The sequence below is a fragment of the Yersinia vastinensis genome, from assembly GCF_902726565.1.
Lineage (GTDB): Bacteria > Pseudomonadota > Gammaproteobacteria > Enterobacterales > Enterobacteriaceae > Yersinia > Yersinia vastinensis.
Genome location: NZ_CACVAF010000003.1, coordinates 388,910 through 409,125, shown reverse-complemented (window position 1 = coordinate 409,125; position 20,216 = coordinate 388,910). Strand labels below are relative to the sequence as shown.

Here is a 20,216-nt window from a genome sequence, read left to right as displayed (position 1 = left end):
GGCGCAACCGACAAGTTTATCAGGAGGAAAGATGGTCAATCTCGTTGTAGTTTCTCATAGCGCGCTGCTGGCTCAGGGTGTGGCTGAACTGGCACAGCAAATGACACAGGGGGGCTGCCAGTTGGCGATAGCCGCCGGTGTAGACGACCGAGATCATCCTATCGGCACGGATGCCATTAAAGTGATGGAGGCCATTGAGTCGGTTTATTCTCCATCAGGTGTGCTGGTGTTGATGGACTTAGGGAGTGCGCTGCTCAGTGCAGAAACCGCACTGGAATTATTGGACCCAGAGATGGCACAAAATGTGCGGCTCTGCGCCGCCCCGCTGGTCGAAGGGACTCTGGCCGCTGTGGTGGCTGCATCATCTGGGGCATCACTGGCCGAGGTGTGTGCTGAAGCGATGAGTGCTCTGACAGCAAAAGCCGCTCAATTAGGTGAAGATACCACGATACCCACAGCCGCTAGTGCTGTAGCAGCTAAAGTTGCGCCTGACGCGCAGAGTGTCAGTTGGGTGGTGCGCAACCCTAATGGGCTGCATGTGCGGCCTGCAGCTAAATTGGTCGAAGTGCTCGCCCCCTTTACGGCAGATTTACTGCTGGAAAAAAATGGTCAATGTGTTAATCCACGCAGCTTAAACCAGTTAGCTATTTTGCAAGTCCGTAAGGGCGATACCATTCGTTTGCTCGCCAGTGGTGCGCAAGCAGGTGAGGCGCTGGATGCATTCCTGCAACTGGCTCATCAGCATTTTGGGGAGTCTGTTACCACCACCAGTGATAGTGGATTTACTGGCGTGATGGTTCCTCGCGGTGCGATTCATGCCCCTGTGTTGCAGTGGTTACCTGCCAAACCTGTTTTTTTACCGCAAACGCTTCACGCCGGACAAGTGGTGGATCAGCAACAGCGTCTGGATTTGGCTTTGGCCCAAACCACCGTTGACTTACAGCAGTTGGCACAGCAGGCAGAACAGCAGATTAGCGTTGAGGCCGCAGCTATTTTCAATGCGCATGCCATGCTAATTGATGACGAAGAACTTCACTTGGCAATAAAAGCACGGATAACACAGCAGTTGATTTGTGCAGAGTCGGCATTGCAGGATGAACTGATGGCAATGGTGGCTGATTATCAGGCACTGGATGATGATTATTTGCGTGTCCGGGAATTGGATATTCGCGATATTCTGAATCGTACCTTAGGTCATTTAACAGGGCTACCCCCGGTTCCACTTTCAGTCTGTGGTGAGATTTTACTCGTAGCTGAAGAGTTATTCCCGTCGCAGATGGTTGGGCTTGATCACCAACAAGTCAAAGGCATCTGTTTAAGTCAGGGGAATATCATGTCCCACAGTGCTATTTTGGCAAAAGAGTTGGATATCCCAATGCTAGTCGGGGCGGAGGGGTGTCTTGATGGCAGTCGCAATGGGCAAATTGCAATATTAGATACAACCGTCGGAGTGCTTAAGCTTCAGTGATCCAGATCATCGGCAGACAGCCGCGCTCGCTCAGAGCGGCTGTCTGCCGGAACATCACGCTTAACTATGCTATTCCACGACACTACGGTGCTAAAATCTGATTTTTCCAGTTATCTTGTTATTTTATTAATAATGGATATTAATTTATATTATTTTATTTCGCGCACATTTCTCGTCAAAAATTAATTATTCCTTTCTTTTTAGGTTATTCTCAATAATGTGATCTATGTAAATGGAACTGCGTTTCATTTTATGTATTATGCATTTCTAATATTTAAATTATCTTTCTAAAGTCAATAATAACGCAAGGTTATTTTAATCTGGCGGTATTCCTCTTTAAGGATCATGAAATGCCGATTCATTTTATGAGTAAAACCCTATTGTTGGGGTTGGTATCATTTGCGGTATTAGGTGAGGCCCGTGCGCAATATAATGCTGTCGTGTCTACTGCTCCTCAGGGAAATGAGTTTTCTTCGATTAATGCGGCGGTAAAGTCAGCCCCGGCAGATAATTCTCCGTTTATTATTTTCCTTAAAGATGGGGTTTACACTGAAAGGTTGGAGATCACACGCAGTCATATCACACTGAAGGGGGAAACCCGTGATGGCACAGTGATTGGCGCAAACACTGCCGCAGGCATGCTCAACCCACAAGGTGAAAAATGGGGAACGTCAGGCAGCAGTACCGTATTGGTGAATGCGCCAAACTTTACTGCCGAAGATCTCACTATTCGAAATGACTTTGACTTCCCTGCCAATAAGAAAAAAGCAGATACCGATCCGACGAAATTAAAAGATACCCAAGCGGTAGCATTATTATTAGCCGAAAATAGTGATAAAGCACGTTTCAAAAAAGTGAAGCTAGAGGGTTATCAGGATACGCTTTATAGCAAAACAGGTAGCCGGAGCTATTTCACTGATTGTGAAATCAGTGGTCACGTTGATTTTATTTTTGGTTCAGGTATTACCGTATTTGATAACTGTAATATTGTGGCGCGTGACCGCAGTGATATTGAGCCACCCTATGGCTATATTACCGCGCCCAGCACATTAAAAACGTCACCTTACGGTTTGATATTTATAAATAGTCGTTTGACAAAAGAACCGGGTGTACCGGCCAAAAGTTTTGCTTTAGGGCGGCCATGGCATCCAACAACCACCTTTGACGATGGGCGTTATGCTGATCCGGCGGCAATCGGTCAGGCTGTATTTATCAATACGACGATGGATGATCATATTTACGGTTGGGATAAAATGTCTGGTAAAGATAAGCAAGGCGAGAAAATTTGGTTTTATCCGCAAGATTCCCGTTTCTTTGAAGCAAACAGTACAGGGCCGGGCGCTGAAATGAATGCAGGGCGTCGTCAGTTATCTGCTGAACAGCTTAAAGCCTTCACTTTGCCGATGATTTTTCCTGATTGGACCGTGAATTAAGGCTACACGGGCAGAGATTCGCCCCCTTTAAATTGATGGATATCCAGCCGGTGGAGTTTCACTTTTCGCCATAATGTTGTGCGGCCTATTCCTAATAAGGCCGCCATTTCATTCAACTGACCTTGGCACACTAAGGCTGCACGAATAATGGCCTGTCTTTCTAATTCTTGCAGTGATAGAACCGGCTGGGGCTGTGGCATATCCGGTTCCAGTAGTAGTTTTTCCCCTAACAAATGTTCCGGCAAATCATTGAGATTAATGCGATTGTTACGACACGCCATGGCAGCTCGCTCGACCACACTTTTTAGTTCTTGATCATTGCCCGGCCAAGGGTACTGACATAACTGTCGGATAACACTGTCATCGGGCTGATACTGACAGTGAAAATGTTGTCCTAAACTTGCCAGTGTATGCTGAACCAGCAGCGGGATGTCTTGTTGGCGTTGGCGTAAGGGCGGGATATGCAGCTCAAAAGATTGTAAGGTATAGAACAGTTGGCGGCGAAAGCGCCCTTGTTTTACTAACAATGGCAGGTCCGCGCCGGTGGCGGTAATTATCCGAACATCCACCGGAATCACCCGATTGGAGTTCACCCGCATCACCATGCCGGTTTTGACGATTTGCAGCAGTGCTGACTGCATTTCTGGCGACAAATATTCAACCTGCTCCAGATAAAGTGTGCCGCCATTGGCTAGCTCAAATTTACTGGGTTGCCCGGATTCGCCTTCACTGACGTCGCTGCCAAGAAACTCCCTTGTCATCAGATTTTGCGGTAATGCTTGGCAATTCAACACAATATACGGACCATCTGCGCGGCTGCTGGCATTGTGGATGGCCTGCCCTAGCTGTTGTTTGCCGACGCCTTCTTCTCCGTGCAATAAAATAGGATGTCGGCCTTTCGCCGCTTGTTTGCCATAACGTACCAGACGGCGCATTTCTAGTGATGCGACGGGCATATCGTCAAAGGTATAACTGGCACGCCCTAATTGATTGTGGACCATTTGGCGCAGTAATTCTTGTGGATGCAGCAAGGCAATAAAACCGCAGCGATCGCCATCAGGAATGGGCTTAAGGGTCAGCAGCGCGGGAATAAATTGCTGTTGGTTTTCAAAGGTCACTTCCACATGGCTGAGGGGATTGCGATGCAAAATAGCCTGAGTCAGCAAGGCGGGGAGGGTGAGCAAGTCAGTGACCGGCTTACCGAGGCTGCTGGTTTCATCAAGTTGCAAAATTGCGGCTGCACGGCGGTTAAGATACAGCAGACAGCCACGTTGATCCCATGCCATTACGCCATCTTCAACCCCATCAAGCAGGGCATTAAGTTCATTGAGATGACGGTTTGTCTCGGCCAGTAAAGTGTCGGCGTGGAGGTAATTACCGATTTCACGAGCAATCGCCAGCGTCAGCGGCAAGTCACTGGCGGCGTTATCGTTCAGTAAACTGCCCAATACAATCACTGCGCGTTGGCGGCCACTGTTGTCATAAACGGGGGTGGCGCAAAAGCGCCAAGGATGCAGTGCTTGCTTGAAATGTTGCTGTCCACTGACTTGTACCGGATGGCCTTCAGAAATGGCCAGCGCGGGGGCGTTGGTCCCCATTAGTCCTTCGGTCCAATAGCTACCACAATCAATCCCCAACTCTCGTAATTGGCTGATGGTTTGCGGATGGCCGCATTGCCACAGGGTACAACCACTTTCGTCGAGAATTAAAAGCACGCAGTGGCGTGATTCCATATATTCATAGGCATCTTCCAATGCCGCTTGGCCTAGCACCAGCAAGTCATTTTTTCGCTGACAAATGGATTGGAACGTTGCCCCGACGGCACGGTGTGGCTTGCGCCATTGCTGGGCTTGCATCAGCTTTTGGCAACGCTGCCATGAGCCGATTAGCGCCGGTGTCGTCGTCGGCTCAATGTGACTCATTTAGCGCCTTTGATCCCGGATGACGCCAATGGATCTGCCCCGGTAGAATCAGCCGATTTTGTGCCAGTGGTGTTTCGGCGATCAAGGCGGTGATCATCTCAAAGCTATGCCGCGCCAGCCCTTGGCAATCCTGCGCGATAGTGTCAATTTTCAATGGCAAACAATCAAAAAGATAGTGATCATCAAAGCTGCAAAGATGTATATCGCTGTCCATTAATTGATGCTGGTTAAGATAGCGCAGGACACCTTCCAATAAACCGCAGGCCGCCGTAAATACCGCTTTGGGTGGGCGGCCTAATTGCGCACAAAGCTGGGCAATCATTTCATAGCCGGAACTGGGCAGGTAATGGCCATTCAAGAGCCATTCCGGGCGGCATTTAACTCCCGCTTGTTGTAAGCCTTGCTGGAAACCGGCTAAACGATCACGAGTCGGGGAGATGCGAGGCTGACCACCGAGAAAGTAAAATTCATCAGGATGTTGGCGGGCTACGTTTTCAACTAATGCAGTGGTAGAGGCCACGGAATCAGTGATCACCAGTGGCAAATCCGAATCACCAATAAGTCGGTCCATTTGCACGACCGGCAAGCGAGCATTAATTTTTTGGTATTCACCGTCATTGAGCTGGCTGGAGGCCACAATCAGACCATCGACTTGACGCTGCACCAGACTGTTAACGGCCATCATTTCCTGTCCGGGATTTTCATCCGTACAGGCGATAAGTAGCTGTAACCCTGCTTCACGACATAGCATTTCCAACTCACGAGAAATCAGGGCAAAACCGTGGTTGGTCATCTCCGGCACCACAAGCCCGATAGTATGGCTGCGGCTTGAGCGTAGTGAACGGGCGTGGAAACTGGGTTGATAATTGTGTTCGCTTGCCAAGGCAATAATACGATCCCGCGTTTCATCTGAAACACGATATTCCTTGCTGCGTCCATTGAGCACCAGGCTGGTGGTCGACTTCGACACACCCGCCATCTTGGCAATATCGTTGATGGTAATACGTTTGTTGTTTTTCACCGGTTATTGTTTTTCACTGAGTGAATCTGTCGCCTTGAAAGATAGCTCATTCTAACATGGGCGAAGACAACAACCAGTGTTGCAGGCACAGTTCGGCACTTCCGGTCAATATTGCCTGCGGCGGCTCTGGTGGGAAGTAACTTGATGTCATTACGGCTTCCCCCTGATTAATAAAGATTTCTATGCTGCAACGATCGCAAAGTAATTGTAATTGCTGCAACTGTCCACGCCAGTAGCGGAACTCCCGTAACCCGGTGCGCAGGTTATTGCGGCTTAACGTTATGCGAGAGCCATCCCATTCCAGCATGAGCGTTTTGCCTAATTCAAGAGCAAAGGGCGCGTTCACGTCGATAACCATTTCAGCGCTACTGATGGAAAAATGTGGTGCATCTTGAGCGCGACCTTGCCACTGGCGATATTCGCGGCGCAGCGCGGTTAATTCGCGAGCGGGTTGCTGAGTCAGTTTGCCTCCTTGCAAACTTAACTCGCGCGGGCAGGTCATGGTGTGGATCCAGCCATAGGCCACGGTTGGCTGATATAGCTCATCTTCATCTGGAATACCCATCCAGCCGAATAGCAGACGACGACCATCTGCGGCTAGTGTGGTTTGTGGTGCATAGAATTCAAAACCAGCATCCAGTTCATGAAAATCTTGATGATTGAACGTTGCATGAGAATAATCCAATTTGCCGAGCAGATAGCCCGCTTGGAAAGTATTACGATAATGTTCAGCTTCAGCCGGAATGCCTTGTGGGCAGAAGAGCAAAACATCCTGCTCAGCTAACCTAAATAAGTCCGGGCACTCCCACATATAACCAAAAGGCCCAAGACCACCGAGGCCAGAGCCAGCAATCTCGCCTAAATTATGCCATTGATGCAAATCATCTGAACGTAGTAGTAAAACTTTGCCTTGCAGTTGCTTATCTTGCGCCCCTAGCACCATGTACCACAGGCCGTCGTGCTGCCAGACTTTGGGGTCGCGGACATGGCCGGTATAACCCGCCGGTAGTGGGAGCACAGGCCCCAGTTTGTCGAATTCTCCCCGCTCATTTTCCTGTGCCAGACATTGGAATGCGGTACGAGAGCCATCGGGATATTTCACATTGCCAGTGTAAATCAGGGTGATGAGGCCATCAGCAATGACGGCAGAACCAGAGTAACAACCGTGACTTTCGTAGGTTTCACTAGGCACTAAAGCCACGGGTTGATGTTCCCAATTCACCAGATCAGTGCTGCGCCAGTGGCCCCAATATTTACTGCCGTGGCGGCAATCCAGTGGGTTCCATTGATAGAACAGATGATAAAAGCCAGCATGATAAATAAACCCATTGGGATCATTTAGCAGCCCGACACAGGGGGCCAGATGCCAGTCTGGCCGATGTGGGTCTTGGGATGCGCGAATCTGACCGCGCATCACTGCCAGCGTAAGATGTTTAAGTAAACTGGCTTCTTGCATTATTCGCTGTCCGTTTTGTATTTAAGGAGCAAAGAAATAACGAAGGCGGTGCCAAAGGCAATCACCAACCCAATCAGATAGTTAACAATAGAGTTGCCCTGAACAATGGCGATACCCGGAATTCCGGTTAAGCCAACGGCCGTCATATTGACATGATTTGCTACCACCCATGCGCCACCGAATGCCCCACCTGCCAACGCCGCCAAGAACGGTTTTATAAAGCGCAGGTTAATCCCGAAAATAGCCGCTTCGGTAATCCCCAGCATGGCAGAAAATGCCGACGGGATCGCAATCGCCTTAATCTTGGCATCACGAGTTTTAAAATAGACCGCCAGACAAGCCCCGCCTTGTGCAACGTTCGCCATTGACCAAATCGGCAGCAGGAAGTTAACGCCGATATTCGGATTGCCCAGTAAGCCTGCTTCGATAGCATGAAAACTATGATGGATACCGGTTATGACAATCACCGAATAAAGCCCACCGAACAGTAATCCGGCCAGCCAACCGGCATGCGTAATTAATGTGCTGAGTATGAGTGAGATTCCATCCCCCAGTACTCGCCCGGCAGGGCCGATAAACAGCAATGCAACGAAGCCGGTGATGATCACGGTGAGGAACGGCGTGAGGATCAAATCCAGTGCATCTGGAATGACTTTGCGCAGGCGCTTTTCCAGTATGCTCATAAACCACACCGCGAGCAGCACTGGGAATACCGTGCCTTGATAGCCAATCATCGCCACCTCCATACCAAAGAAATTCATGGTATGGAACCCGCCAGCGACTCCCCAAGCATTGGTGAGTGCCGGATGGGTTAAAATGCCGCCCAGTGTTGCGCCCAGATAAGGGTTGCCACCAAATTCTTTAGCGGCGGTGAAACCAATCAAAATCGGCAAAATGATAAAGGCGGCGGAGCTGAACATATCCAGCATAATAAATAGCGCGCTGTTAGCGTCGGCCCAGCCATAGGTTTTCACCATGCCGAGCAAGCCCATCAACAGGCCAGAGGCTACAATTGCTGGAATAATAGGAACAAAAATGTTGGATAACAGGCGAGCAATGCGCTGGAATGGGTTCAGTTTCCGCGCTGCGGCATCAGCCGCTTCTGATTTACTGGATTCATTGATGCCCGCGACTTTGATAAATTCAGCATAAACTTTATTCACCAGCCCGGTGCCGAAAATAATCTGTAATTGCCCAGCATTACTGAAGCAGCCCTTCACTCCCTCAAGTTTTTCTACTGCCGATTTTTGTACCAACGTGTCATCAGCCAGCACTAAACGCAGGCGGGTAGCGCAATGGGCTGCACTGACAATATTTTCTTTACCGCCGAGCAACGGGAGTAGAGCCTTTGCGGTCTCATTAATATTCATTATATCCCTCGCATAATCATTCCGCGTCCTGTGCCGTGGTTTATCTACGCCCGCAGGATATTATCGCGAAATTGTCATCAATTAGGTTTCCCGTCGCAGCAGCCAACCCCCTGCACACGACGGGGGATTATCAGAACCAGGTTTCCATTTGAATACCGAAGTTCCACTGGCCACCGGCTGCGAAATCGCTTTTACCGAAGGCATCATCCTTGGCGTAGTTATCCAAGTCTTGGCTCCAATCCATATAGGTGGCAAAGACACGTATTTCTGGTCGACTAAAGAAATTACTGATATCTCCAGCTTTAAAGGTTGGGGCAAAGGTCAATTTATAAAAACCGCCACTGACTTTGTGATAATCCTTATAACCTTGCGGGTCCAGATTCATATACTGGTAACTGCCCTCATAAGCCAGTGCAAAGTTTTCGGTGATCTCTTGGAGCAGACGGGCATTGAATGTCACCCATTTATAGCTATCGCCCGCAACATAACGATCTTTACTTTGCTGGGCTAAAATAGCGGGTGCCAGGCTCCAATTCTTGCTCAGTGCCGTAGTACCGTAAGAGGCCAGACGCCAAGTATCGGCACCGCTGGTCAGATTGCCATCGGAACCAATGGATTTCACCTCGGCCCCTAAGCCATGACCATACAGTAACGCGGTTTTCGACGTTCCTTCGCGTAACCCATAGAAGCTGTCGCCGTGGTAGGCCACCATGCTGTGGACACCTTTATCCGCCGCATGAGTATTGACGGTTTCGCCGCTATTCTGACGTGCTTCATTATCTTTGGCGCGTAGACCACTCAGCATCCACTGGAACTTACCACCGCCATTATTTACGGCAATATAGTTATTAGTGGTGAAAATATAGCTTTGAATATCACTGTTAACATTTTCAATCTCACCATAATTACGGCCATATAACGAGAAGTTGCTTTTCAGATTATCAGTCCACTTGATGTCATAAATACCGCCACCGGTGCCGGCGAGGAAGACGACATCAGAATCGAGCCAATGAATATCAAAGTTATCGCGATCGAAACGTTTACCTGCCCATAGGGTACTGTCTTTGAAGATACCGTTGAACGTTGGCAAGGTGCCCAACTCGACAAAAGCCTGACGGACATTGAGGTCGCTGCTGTCGGCTGTCCAGTCGTTATAGCTACGCTGGCCATCGGCCAGCATCACTTTGTAGCGAGTGGTCGCGCCATTATCCAGCGTCTGTTTTTTCTCTAAATTGACTTCAACATAAGTATCGGGTTCATTGCCTAAACGGCCTATGGCTCCACCGGTGCTACCGGCTGGGGAAACATAAGGGCCACCTTGTGTACCGGTACCGGAGCTGTTCATCAGCAAACCGGAACGGGCATAGCCGTGAAACTCAAAACCATTGTCGTTCTGTGTTTTGCTTTCTAATTTCTCGGTACGCTTAGCGACTTGAACGGTTTTTTCTTCCGCCGCCAGTGTGCGAGTTTCTAGTTTTTGCGCTTGTTTTTCTGCTATTTCGGCACGTAATTCTGCATTTTTTGCTCGAAGTTCAGCTTGTTGTAGTCGCTGTTCTAAAGCATTAAGACGGGCTTCGATATCCCTGTCCGAAGAGGAGGCTGCTGAGGCGGAGGTCGCTGCACAAGAAAGGATAAGTCCTATTGATACAGCAAGATAGCTTGGTTTTATCATCATTTTTATATCACTCGGTATGTGATTGATTGTATTTATGCTAAACAGCTAAACCGGTTTTTCATGGCTAACATAAGGGTGAACCTTGGGGATTAGCAAAACATTTTGCTAACCCGATTCAGCTATTGTGATCTGGACTGCAAATCGAGTGATATGGCGTGTGACATGAGGTGGTGAAAGGGGGAGATATCAGGCAAAACAGGGTGTTTAGCAAAATTGACCAAGTTAAAGAGGAAGCCGGATGCTGACTCAGGACGGCATCCGGTCACTTTTTAAGTGGTTAGCGATTGCATTGTAAGAATGAGGCCAGTTCTTGCGCATTCGGCAACGCGGTCATAGCACCTTTGGCAGTCGTGGCTAAAGCACCACAAGCCTGTGCCTGGCTGATGACGGCAGAAAGGTCTGGGCTAAGATGCCAGTCTGGTTTTTGTGCCAGCGCTGCCAGCAGCCCAGCAACAAAAGCATCGCCCGCGCCGGTGGTGTCTATCGGGGTTATCTTCCTGCTCGGATATTTTTGCAGGCCACGGCGGTTATGTACCCAAACCCCCTCAGCCCCTAATGTGACCAGCAGTAATTTACAAGAATAGTCAGCCATGAGTTGCTCCATAGCCGTCGCGATATCCTGCTGTGGGCAGATAAAATTCAACTCCTCCAAAGACAGCTTGACTACATCAGCCAACTGCAATGCGTGTTGCAGGCAGGGGAGTAACTCCTGTGGTTGACGCCAAATATCAGCACGAATATTGGGGTCAAAACTGACCCATCCCCCATCAGCTTTAATACGACGCATAGCCTCAAATGCGGTACTGCGGCAAGGTTCCTGACTTAAAGCGATAGAGCACAAATGTAACCACTGGTTAGGTTTAAATTCAGGTAAATCATCAGGTTGTAGGAATAGATCAGCACTTGGCGTTACCATGAACGTGAAAGTGCGTTCACCGTGCTCATCTAAATCAACCACCACCGTCGAAGTATGATGCTGTGGATCCAGCTTCATTGCGCGGGTATCAACATTTTCCTGCTGCAACACCTGCTGCATAAAGTGGCCAAAGCTATCTTGCCCAACCCGACCAATAAAGGCACTTTTCCCGCCAAGTCTGGCAATACCGACAGCAACATTGGCTGGCGCACCGCCCGGACACTTTAGGTAACTATTTGAATTTTCTGGGACAAGATCAATAACTGCATCGCCTAAAACCCAAATGGTATTTTCCATGATAAACCCCTACTTTCATCAATTCTATTTGCTGCTAAAAGTAGAAGAATCGGTTTAGCAAAGCAACAAAATATTCTGTGATGGAGAAAAACACCGGTAAATGCCATTAAAAAGAATTTATCGCCATAGCGCAGAGAATGATTCAAGTTATGAAATGATATGGATTATCATTCTCCTCATCATTTTTTAAAATGCAGAGCTGTTGTCTGCCATTATTTGCCCAATTCATTGAGTTATCTCAACTTGTTGAGTTCGCTCAGTTGTCGCTAGGCGACAACTCGGAATCTGTTGGGGAAAGCATTTTATTTTTCAAAGGACATTTCATGCTAGGTCATACTGTCAGCCGATTTTTATTATCCGTCGCTATATTTTTCACGATAACGGCCTCATTTTCTGTTTTAGCCACACCTATTGTGGTGACTGATATTGCTGGCCGGCAGGTGACATTAGCCCAGCCAGCTTCTCGCGTGATATTGGCTGATGCCAGAGCTTTGATGGCACTGAATATTCTTCACCCGCAAACCCCACTTAAAAGTATCATTGCTTGGGATAATTCACTGAAAGTGAAAGCCGCCGACTTGGTGGAGGCATATGCCAAAAAATTCCCGGAAGTGAATGATATCCCTATGTTTGATAACCCCTACGTGACGGATTTTAGCGTCGAACGAGCGGTATCATTGCAGCCTAACCTCATCATTTTTGATACCGGATTGCTGGCAAAGCTTAAAGCCAGTGGTGTATTAGCCCAACTGGATAAGTCCGGTATTCCTGTACTGTTTATTGATTTTCGCCAGCAACCGTTGACCAATACTGTCCCCAGCATGCAGCTACTCGGCAAAGTGTTTGGCGAAGAAAAGAACGCTGAAGATTTTGTGCGGTTCTATCAGCAACGCCTTGATTTAATTCGACAACGAGTGGCAACGCTGAAACCGGAACAGCGTCCTAGTGTCTTCATTGAACGCCATGCCGGGATGACCGGTGAGGAATGTTGTTCTACTTTCGGTAAGGGGAGTTTTGGGCAATTTATTGCTGAAGCGGGCGGAAATAATATTGGTAGCCAACTGTTTGCGGAAATGGGCGGAGAGATTAACGTCGAGCAACTTATTGTCAGTAATCCTGATTTCTATTTGATGACAGGGGCTGACTGGAGTCGCGGTCACAAAGGTTCGGTCGCTGTACCTTTGGGCTACAACACGGATGCAGGGACAACACAGAAAAAATTGGCACATTTGATGGAGCGTACGGGCGTTAGCGTATTGAAATCGGTGCAGGATAAGAAAGTGATGGCGGTCTATCATCAGTTCTATGACAGCCCGCTCAATGTGGTTGCGGTGGAAGCGATTGCCAAGTTTCTTCACCCGGAATTATTTGCAGATCTGGATCCGCAGGCCGATTTGGAAATGATTCATAAAAAATATACCGCGATTGATTATTCCGGGGTGTTTTGGGTGACTTCCCATCCCTAAATTGAATAAGAACGTCATTCTAATTATTCACAGTAACGGCCTATAACCATTTAATTTTTAATGGTTATTATTATTTGCCGCCCTTTGAAGATGGCGGCAAATAATCTCCCTCTCTGCGACAAAATTGATTTACTTGGTAAGCGTAATCATTAAGATTAGCGTTTCCAAAAAAACAATTAGACATACCTCCTTTCGCAATAGGCTCAAAATGTTAACGTTTTCCCGTCTGTCCCTGCTGGCTGCTTCTGTCATGCTGGCATTACCTGCTGTTGCCGCGGAGAAGTCTTCCCAGCCCGTTGCTGCTCAGTCAGCCGAACCTAAAACAGATAAGAATGACCAGCTTTCTGTCGTCGGCAACTGGCTTGATAATACCGACAACAGCACTGTTGTTCTGAATCACCCCGGTGCTCGTACTATCGTGACCCAACAACGTATTCACGAAAAGGGCGCTCAGACTATTGGGGATTCGCTTCGTGGTATTCCTGGGGTACAGGTGCGCGAAAGTAATGGTACGGGAGGGAGTGATATCTCGCTGAATGTCGGCGTGCGTGGGTTAACCTCTCGTTTGTCTCCTCGCTCGACGATTCTGATGGACGGCATCCCGCTGGCCGTGGCCCCTTATGGTCAACCCCAACTTTCGATGGCCCCTTTATCCATTGGTAATCTGCAATCGGTCGATGTGATTCGTGGCGGCGGCGCGGTGCGTTATGGGCCGCAAAATGTGGGCGGAATCATTAACTTTAATACCAAAGCTATCCCACAGGATTTCAGTGGAGCAGTCAGTGCGCAGACACAAGGTGCCAATCATGGTGGGTTAAAAACCCTGAGCAGTGCTTCACTCGGTGGTACCGCAGATAATGGTTTTGGTGCAGCAATACTCTATTCTGGTTTGCATGGTCAGGGATATCGCGACAATAACGACAACACTGATATTGATGATTTCATGTTGAAAACGCGCTATCAATTAACTGAACATGATGAGCTACAAGCTAACTTCCACTATTACGAAGCCCATGCCGGCATGCCGGGTGGGTTGACCCGCGCGCAATACGCTGAGAATCCTTTCCAGTCCACCCGACCTTATGATCAATTTGATGGACGTCGTCGTGATATGTCATTCAAATATACTCATCAGGAAGATGATAAGCAGTTTGAGTTACTGACGTATTTCACCAAAAGCTTCCGTGGTAGCAACATTGAATCTGAAGGCACTGGGGCTAATCAGGGCCAAAAACGCATGGTGGCTTATCCACGTAATTACACCACCTATGCTATTGAGCCAAGTTATTCACAGTTATTCAGAATGGGTAGCAGCGCCCATGAGGTGACGGTAGGGTATCGCTACCTGAATGAAACCATGGATGAGAAAGCCTATCGCTCCCCTTGGTATAGTCCGGCAACAGTGACCTCCACGCCGGCTACACCACAGTATTATCAGCATACCTCCGGCGGTACTGAAGCCCATGCTGTGTATATTGATGATGCAATCAATATCTCTGACTGGACTATCACACCGGGTCTACGTTATGAAAATATACGCACCAATGTGGATGATTCTTTTGCTAATACTCGACGTGAAAAGCAATACAGCGAGCCATTACCTTCACTGAACGTCATGTACCATCTGTCCGATGAGTGGAAGTTGTTTGCTAATGCCAACACCTCCTTCGGCAGCATGCAGTATTTCCAACTCAGTAAAGGGGGCAATGGTAACGCGCCCGCGCCGGGTCTGACGGCGGAAAAAGCCCATAGCTATGAAGTGGGTACCCGTTTTGATGATACAGTAATGACCGGTGAATTGACGTTGTTCTACATCGATTTTGATAACCAACTGCAATACATCAGCAATGATATTGGTTGGACAAATTTGGGTGCGACAACGCATGAAGGTGTGGAGTTGGCGTTTAGCTATGACTTAAGTGAAGTGAACCCGCTGCTGAATGGGGTGAGTGTTTACTCCAGCTACACCTATACCAAAGCCACTACCAAAAGCGGTGATTTTGCCGGTAAGGATTTGCCGTTCTATTCACGTCAGGTATATACCGTCGGTACGCGTTATGAGACGGGTAACTGGGTCTGGAATTTGGATAGTTATGCGCAATCTCAACAGCAGTCTCCAGGAGCAGGTCCGCAGTATATTACTGCCGAAAGTGCTGATGGTCAGTTTGGCCGCATTCCGGGATATATGGTGTGGAATACCCGCGCTGAATATAATTTCGGACCAGCTTGGTCTAATTTGACAATTGGCGCAGGGGTGAAAAACGTGTTTGATCAGCGCTATTTCACGCGTTCTAACGACAATAACTCCGGGAAATATGTGGGAGAACCGCGCACCTTCTTCGTCCAAGGGTCTGTGGCATTCTGATCCCATCATTGCAAGCGGCTGTACAACAGCCGCTTAAACCCAGCGGCTATGCCATTTGCTGGGCTGAGTATTCACCTCGTGTTCTCCCTGCGTAGTGGGTTCTTTTACTTGAATTATCCATTATTTATATAAATGATAATCATTATTGCACTCGTATTATCGAGTGTGAATATTATTCATCTTCTTAACCGATATGTAAGACAAGATCACTTGGTCGACGGATAGGAATAATGGAGTGAATTATCAATAAAAAGCTAATTATGTGCTAAACGAAATGACTATAATGATTAGCTTAAATAGAGGTATCTACCAATAAATTAGCCGACCATTTATTTTTACCTATGACATGGAGCGATTTAATAACAGAATTAAAGATAAATATAATAGTGCCAAACTCAACTATTAACTGAAGAAATAATAGTTGAGTATTGTGCTCGGTGATTTTATCAGGGCGAAGATTCAACCTTAGATAATTTATCTTCGGCAAAGGCAACTTTATTGCGTCCATCCTTTTTAGCCCGATACAGTGCTTCATCTGCGGCTTTGAGTGACGATGCCAGATCATAGGATTGTAAGGGCGAAATCCCAGCACTCAATGTGACTGTCGTAGAGACTTTGTGGTTAAAAACATGTGGAATATCAAGGCCTAAAACTTTCTGTCGGACTCTTTCAGCCAACTGGCTTGCGTACTCTTCGCTCACATGTGTCAATAATACCAAAAACTCCTCACCACCATAGCGCACAACGATGTCCCGTGAACGAACAGCATCGCGAATAGCGGCAGCAACCCGCACCAATGCTTGATCTCCCATGGTATGACCATAGTTATCGTTATAAGCCTTGAAATGATCGATATCGAGTAGCAGTACGTAATGATTGCCAGGAGACTGCGCTAATAGTGTTTCAAGTTTATTTTCCAATCCCCGGCGATTATACAAGCTGGTTAAAGGGTCTATCATACTTAAATCACTGAATTTTTCTCTTTCATTATAAAGGCGTGCGACAAGTTTTCGAGTGAAGTCATCGCTGCGGCGTAGCATCAAATGATGTAAAGAGAAGCCAATGAGCGGCAGCATGATAGTAAATATAATGCGGGAAATATTTTGAAAATCATCCAGAAAAATAACGGTTAGTGCCGAAGGTGCCGTGTGCAGACAAAAGGCAAGAAAGTTATCTGATAGCGCAATCGTGCTGATGAAGAAAATCGTAAACAAGCTGAGTAATAAGTAATTATTTTCATTGGTTCCCAAATATTCATATTTAAGAATGATTTGCCAGGCCCAGAGTACGCCCATGATAATTGCAAATAAATTCAATTTATCGGCATAATTCTTCGAAATAAAATATAAATAAGCAGCAGAACCGAGGCTGATAACGGTGATCAGCACGACAGGTAATGTGATCGCCGGTGTTTCTGACGAGGGTAATATCATACTGAAAATAGCTGACGCCGCATTAAGAAATAGAAAAAGCAGTAAAGAGAGCCGATGCTTACTTTTCAAAAGCTGATCGTAGGAATGGCTATTCATATTCAATTCACTCTGCATAATGGCGTGCTGTCAGTAGACAAATAAACAATATCCTCATGAAGCCATTTTATTCAGGCATCACGATAAATAGTTCTTATAAGTAATTATCTTTGTTTGAATCGTTTTTATGGCTTTAGGAATTTTCTTAGTCAAAATTACCATTTTTGTTTCAGCCTGTCATCATGATGTCGATCAACTCATCAATTTACTCTTCGAAATCTGATATCCCGGTCGTGTCAACAAGGCTATTTCAGTTAAATAATGCTTTTTTTAATGACAACTTCCTGGTGCAGATTGCTCAGTAGTGATATATGATATTAGTTATCATTATCATTTCTATTATCATTTGAGCGAGGCGTCATGATGATTACAGCCAGATTAGCAGCTTATCGTTCATGGGGAATCAGCGGTGTTTTGAGTCGCTTAATGTCCAGTGGTTGGGGAATTTTGCTGCCTTTTGCTTTGCTGCCGGTGCTCGAGTGGGCTGATATTACGGTGGGGCAGTTGCGGGTGCTGATCATTATCGCGATGCTAGCAACGGTCAGTATGCTGTATCACTCTCGATTACGGCATTTCCTGTTATTACCCTCTTGCATAGCGCTATTGGGCGGTCTGGCTGCCATATTGATGCACAACGGAATTCATTGATTGATGGTATTGAAAAGTAGTGTGTCTGGCCTGAAGTCGCTAAGAGATTTGACGAGTTTGCGGACAGTAATAATTGAAATCATCGTGGTGCGAAGGGAGGGACTTGAACCCTCACGTCCGTAAGAACACTAACACCTGAAGCTAGCGCGTCTACCAATTCCGCCACCATCGCATGTGCTGTGCAATATAAATCTTTACTGCTGAAGTTGTTCATTGAGAAAGAAATGTTTGGTGCGAAGGGAGGGACTTGAACCCTCACGTCCGTAAGAACACTAACACCTGAAGCTAGCGCGTCTACCAATTCCGCCACCATCGCATGTGCTGTGCAATATAAATCTTTACTGCTGAAGTTGTTCATTGAGAAAGAAATGTTTGGTGCGAAGGGAGGGACTTGAACCCTCACGTCCGTAAGAACACTAACACCTGAAGCTAGCGCGTCTACCAATTCCGCCACCATCGCGTACCGGAAACATGACTTTTTGATGCAACCACGGAGGCGAATTCTAGAGATTTTCACGTACAGGTCAATACTTATTTCCCCTAAGCGGGACGTTTGCTGTAAAAAGCATCATATGTTGAGTAATTGCTTTGATTACTCAAGCATTTCAAATTTTAAGCGCTGTTCTCTATATCGGAAGGGCTGGGTGGGTAATGAGCAAATAGCGCGATTAGCCAGTCTATAAGGACTCTAACGCGCGGGGCCAAAAAACGCCCCGGTGGGAACATAATAAACAATGGCATTGCCGGTGGCGGCATATCGGGTAATACCTCTATCAGTTCACCTTGTGCTAATTGGTGATGAATTCCAGGGGTAGGTGCTTGAATCAGGCCCAGACCCGCGACACCTGCGGCGATATAGGCATCAGCACCACTAACACTCAACATACCGGGCAATACGCGGCGTTCAACTTTCCCTTGGTGAACAAATTCCAATGGATAATCACGGCTATTGAGTTGCGAGAAATACCCTACGGCTTGATGGCCCGCTAAATCCTCAAGTGACGTCGGAACGCCATATTTTTCGAGGTACGCAGGAGAGGCGCAGGTTATTTGGGGTTGCTGACCAATATTGCGCGCGACGAGTTGTTCATCATGGGGGATCCAGGCACGTAATACACAATCCGCGCCTTCACGCATTAAATCGATGGTGCTGTCATTAGCGCTGAGACTCAGTGTGATATGGGGATAGCGCTGGTAAAAGTCACTCAGTGCTGGGATAACCACATTGCGCGCCAGTGAATGTGGCATATCGATGCGCACTTTTCCTTCTGGTTGCAGCCGTTGATGACTGAATAGCGCGTTTGCTTCTTCAAATGCGGAGAGTAATTGTAAACAGCGCTGATAATAGAGCGAGCCTTCAGCGGTGATATTCACTTGCCGGGTGGTACGAACCAGCAAGCGGACACCGAGCCGCTGCTCGAGCCTCTTTAAGGTATGGCTGACCGTGGCGCGTGGCAACTGCAGTTTTTCTGCCGCTCGACTGAAACTGCCCAACTCAACAATGCGAACAAAAATCTGCATGGCTTGTATTTGGTCCATAATCGTGTCCGCCTATTGTTGGTGTTTTTTGAACAGTGATGAGCTATCTGCATTATTTATCTTTCTCTACGAAACAACCACACTTTCCTCCGACATCACTAATGGGGAATATCACAATGCAACAACGCCAATTAGGTTCGAATGGCCCTCTGGTTTCTGCTCTTGGCCTTGGCTGCATGGGCATGAGTGATTTTTACTCAACCAATCAGGACGTCAATGAGTCCATTGCGACTTTGCATCGAGCACTGGAACTGGGTGTCACGTTACTGGATACCGCGGATATGTATGGCCCGTTTACCAATGAAGAGTTGGTGGGGCGGGCAATCAAAGGAAAGCGAGAGCAGGTCTTTTTAGCCACTAAGTTTGGTATTGTGCGTGATCCAGCAAACCCAGCGGCTCGTGGCGTGAGCAGTCATCCTGATTATATCCGCAAATCTGTTGATGGCAGTTTGAAGCGGTTAGGTGTTGATGTTATCGATCTTTATTATCAACACCGTGGTGATCCGAGTGTGCCGGTGGAGGACGTAGTAGGGACGCTGGCTGATTTGATCACCGCCGGTAAAATTCGGTATATCGGCCTGAGTGAAGTCTCGGCGGCAACATTGGAAAAAGCTCATCAGGTACATCCGATTACTGCTGTACAGAGTGAATACTCACTGTGGACGCGAGATGTAGAAACGTCAGTCTTGGCAATGTGCGAACGCTTAGGTGTGGGTTTTGTTGCCTATAGCCCGTTGGGTCGTGGTTTTTTGACTGGGGCTATCCGCAGCCCAGAAGATTTAGCTGCTGATGATTTCCGTCGTAATAATCCACGTTTTCAGGGGGATAACTTTGCCTTGAATCTGGCACTGGCGGATACCGTGATAAAAATGGCGCAAGAGAAAGGGGTTAAACCATCACAATTGGCATTGGCATGGGTACTGGCACAACGAAGTTTCATTGTCCCTATCCCCGGAACCAAGCGCCGAACCTATCTGGAAGAGAATTTAGCGGCAGCTGATGTGCTACTCAGCCCACAAGAGTTGGCAACACTTGATGCAGTATTCCCCTTCCATGCCGCAGCAGGTGAACGCTACGGCGCAGAAGGGATGGTCTATCTTAACGCCTAATA

Annotated in this window: 14 protein-coding genes and 3 tRNA genes; 6 read left to right on the top strand and 11 right to left on the bottom strand. The window is 47.5% G+C overall.

What is annotated here, in order from left to right; genetic code table 11:
* Positions 1-31: 31 nt before the first annotated feature.
* Together dhaM and HUZ92_RS06610 are read left to right on the top strand one after the other, a co-directional pair.
* Complete coding sequence (gene dhaM / locus HUZ92_RS06615; protein WP_145579636.1) at positions 32-1,468, top strand: dihydroxyacetone kinase phosphoryl donor subunit DhaM; 1,437 nt, start codon at positions 32-34, stop codon at positions 1,466-1,468.
* 350 nt (positions 1,469-1,818) lie between these two features.
* On the top strand, positions 1,819-2,901 hold the full coding sequence (locus tag HUZ92_RS06610; protein ID WP_050296342.1) for a pectinesterase family protein: 1,083 nt from the start codon (positions 1,819-1,821) through the stop codon (positions 2,899-2,901).
* Positions 2,902-2,903: 2 nt separating this feature from the next.
* Here HUZ92_RS06610 and dhaR read toward each other — a convergent pair whose 3' ends face one another.
* The 6 genes from dhaR to HUZ92_RS06580 all read right to left on the bottom strand — a co-directional run bounded on the left by dhaR (position 2,904) and on the right by HUZ92_RS06580 (position 11,558).
* Entirely contained in the window at positions 2,904-4,823 is a 1,920-nt protein-coding gene (gene dhaR, locus HUZ92_RS06605) for a dihydroxyacetone kinase operon transcriptional regulator DhaR (protein ID WP_145579637.1), read from the bottom strand.
* Positions 4,810-5,844 (bottom strand): substrate-binding domain-containing protein, encoded by a 1,035-nt coding sequence (locus HUZ92_RS06600; protein WP_050100023.1) that lies wholly within the window; start codon positions 5,842-5,844, stop codon positions 4,810-4,812. Before HUZ92_RS06600 ends, dhaR begins: the two co-directional genes overlap by 14 nt.
* A 46-nt stretch (positions 5,845-5,890) precedes the next feature.
* Entirely contained in the window at positions 5,891-7,300 is a 1,410-nt protein-coding gene (locus tag HUZ92_RS06595; protein WP_050140895.1) for a sucrose-6-phosphate hydrolase, read from the bottom strand.
* A complete protein-coding gene (locus HUZ92_RS06590; RefSeq protein WP_050100028.1) occupies positions 7,300-8,670 on the bottom strand; it encodes a sucrose-specific PTS transporter subunit IIBC in 1,371 nt (456 codons plus the stop codon). The genes HUZ92_RS06595 and HUZ92_RS06590 overlap by 1 nt, the downstream gene beginning before the upstream one ends.
* Before the next feature lie 130 nt (positions 8,671-8,800).
* Positions 8,801-10,345, bottom strand: a complete 1,545-nt coding sequence (locus tag HUZ92_RS06585) for a carbohydrate porin (RefSeq protein ID WP_072086644.1) — start codon at positions 10,343-10,345, stop codon at positions 8,801-8,803.
* A gap of 277 nt (positions 10,346-10,622) precedes the next feature.
* Positions 10,623-11,558: an aminoimidazole riboside kinase gene (locus HUZ92_RS06580; protein WP_050100030.1), complete on the bottom strand. Its 936-nt coding sequence runs from the start codon at positions 11,556-11,558 to the stop codon at positions 10,623-10,625.
* A 323-nt stretch (positions 11,559-11,881) separates the two neighbouring features.
* Here HUZ92_RS06580 and HUZ92_RS06575 point away from each other — a divergent pair, with 323 nt between their 5' ends.
* Entirely contained in the window at positions 11,882-13,024 is a 1,143-nt protein-coding gene (locus HUZ92_RS06575; protein WP_145579638.1) for an ABC transporter substrate-binding protein, read from the top strand.
* Positions 13,025-13,232: 208 nt separating this feature from the next.
* Positions 13,233-15,389 carry a TonB-dependent receptor family protein gene (locus HUZ92_RS06570; RefSeq protein ID WP_145579639.1) on the top strand — a complete coding sequence of 719 codons (2,157 nt, stop codon included), beginning with the start codon at positions 13,233-13,235 and terminating at the stop codon, positions 15,387-15,389.
* Between the two features lie 446 nt (positions 15,390-15,835).
* Here the strand turns inward: HUZ92_RS06570 and HUZ92_RS06565 are convergent, their stop codons facing one another.
* On the bottom strand, positions 15,836-16,936 hold the full coding sequence (locus HUZ92_RS06565) for a GGDEF domain-containing protein (RefSeq protein ID WP_050100033.1): 1,101 nt from the start codon (positions 16,934-16,936) through the stop codon (positions 15,836-15,838).
* Positions 16,937-17,281: 345 nt separating this feature from the next.
* On the opposite strand from HUZ92_RS06565, the gene HUZ92_RS06560 reads away from it, so the two are divergent.
* Positions 17,282-17,566, top strand: a complete 285-nt coding sequence (locus tag HUZ92_RS06560; protein WP_050100035.1) for a DUF1435 domain-containing protein — start codon at positions 17,282-17,284, stop codon at positions 17,564-17,566.
* 85 nt (positions 17,567-17,651) lie between these two features.
* Here HUZ92_RS06560 and HUZ92_RS06555 read toward each other — a convergent pair.
* The 4 genes from HUZ92_RS06555 to HUZ92_RS06540 form a co-directional block, all read right to left on the bottom strand.
* Positions 17,652-17,738, bottom strand: a tRNA-Leu gene (locus HUZ92_RS06555).
* A 57-nt stretch (positions 17,739-17,795) separates the two neighbouring features.
* Positions 17,796-17,882, bottom strand: a tRNA-Leu gene (locus tag HUZ92_RS06550).
* 57 nt (positions 17,883-17,939) lie between these two features.
* Positions 17,940-18,026, bottom strand: a tRNA-Leu gene (locus HUZ92_RS06545).
* A 152-nt stretch (positions 18,027-18,178) separates the two neighbouring features.
* Positions 18,179-19,105 (bottom strand): LysR family transcriptional regulator, encoded by a 927-nt coding sequence (locus tag HUZ92_RS06540; RefSeq protein WP_050100036.1) that lies wholly within the window; start codon positions 19,103-19,105, stop codon positions 18,179-18,181.
* 116 nt (positions 19,106-19,221) lie between these two features.
* On the opposite strand from HUZ92_RS06540, the gene HUZ92_RS06535 reads away from it, so the two are divergent.
* The gene (locus HUZ92_RS06535) at positions 19,222-20,214 is read left to right on the top strand and encodes an aldo/keto reductase (protein ID WP_050100038.1); all 993 of its coding nucleotides are present in this window, start codon (positions 19,222-19,224) and stop codon (positions 20,212-20,214) included.
* Positions 20,215-20,216 lie beyond the last annotated feature (2 nt).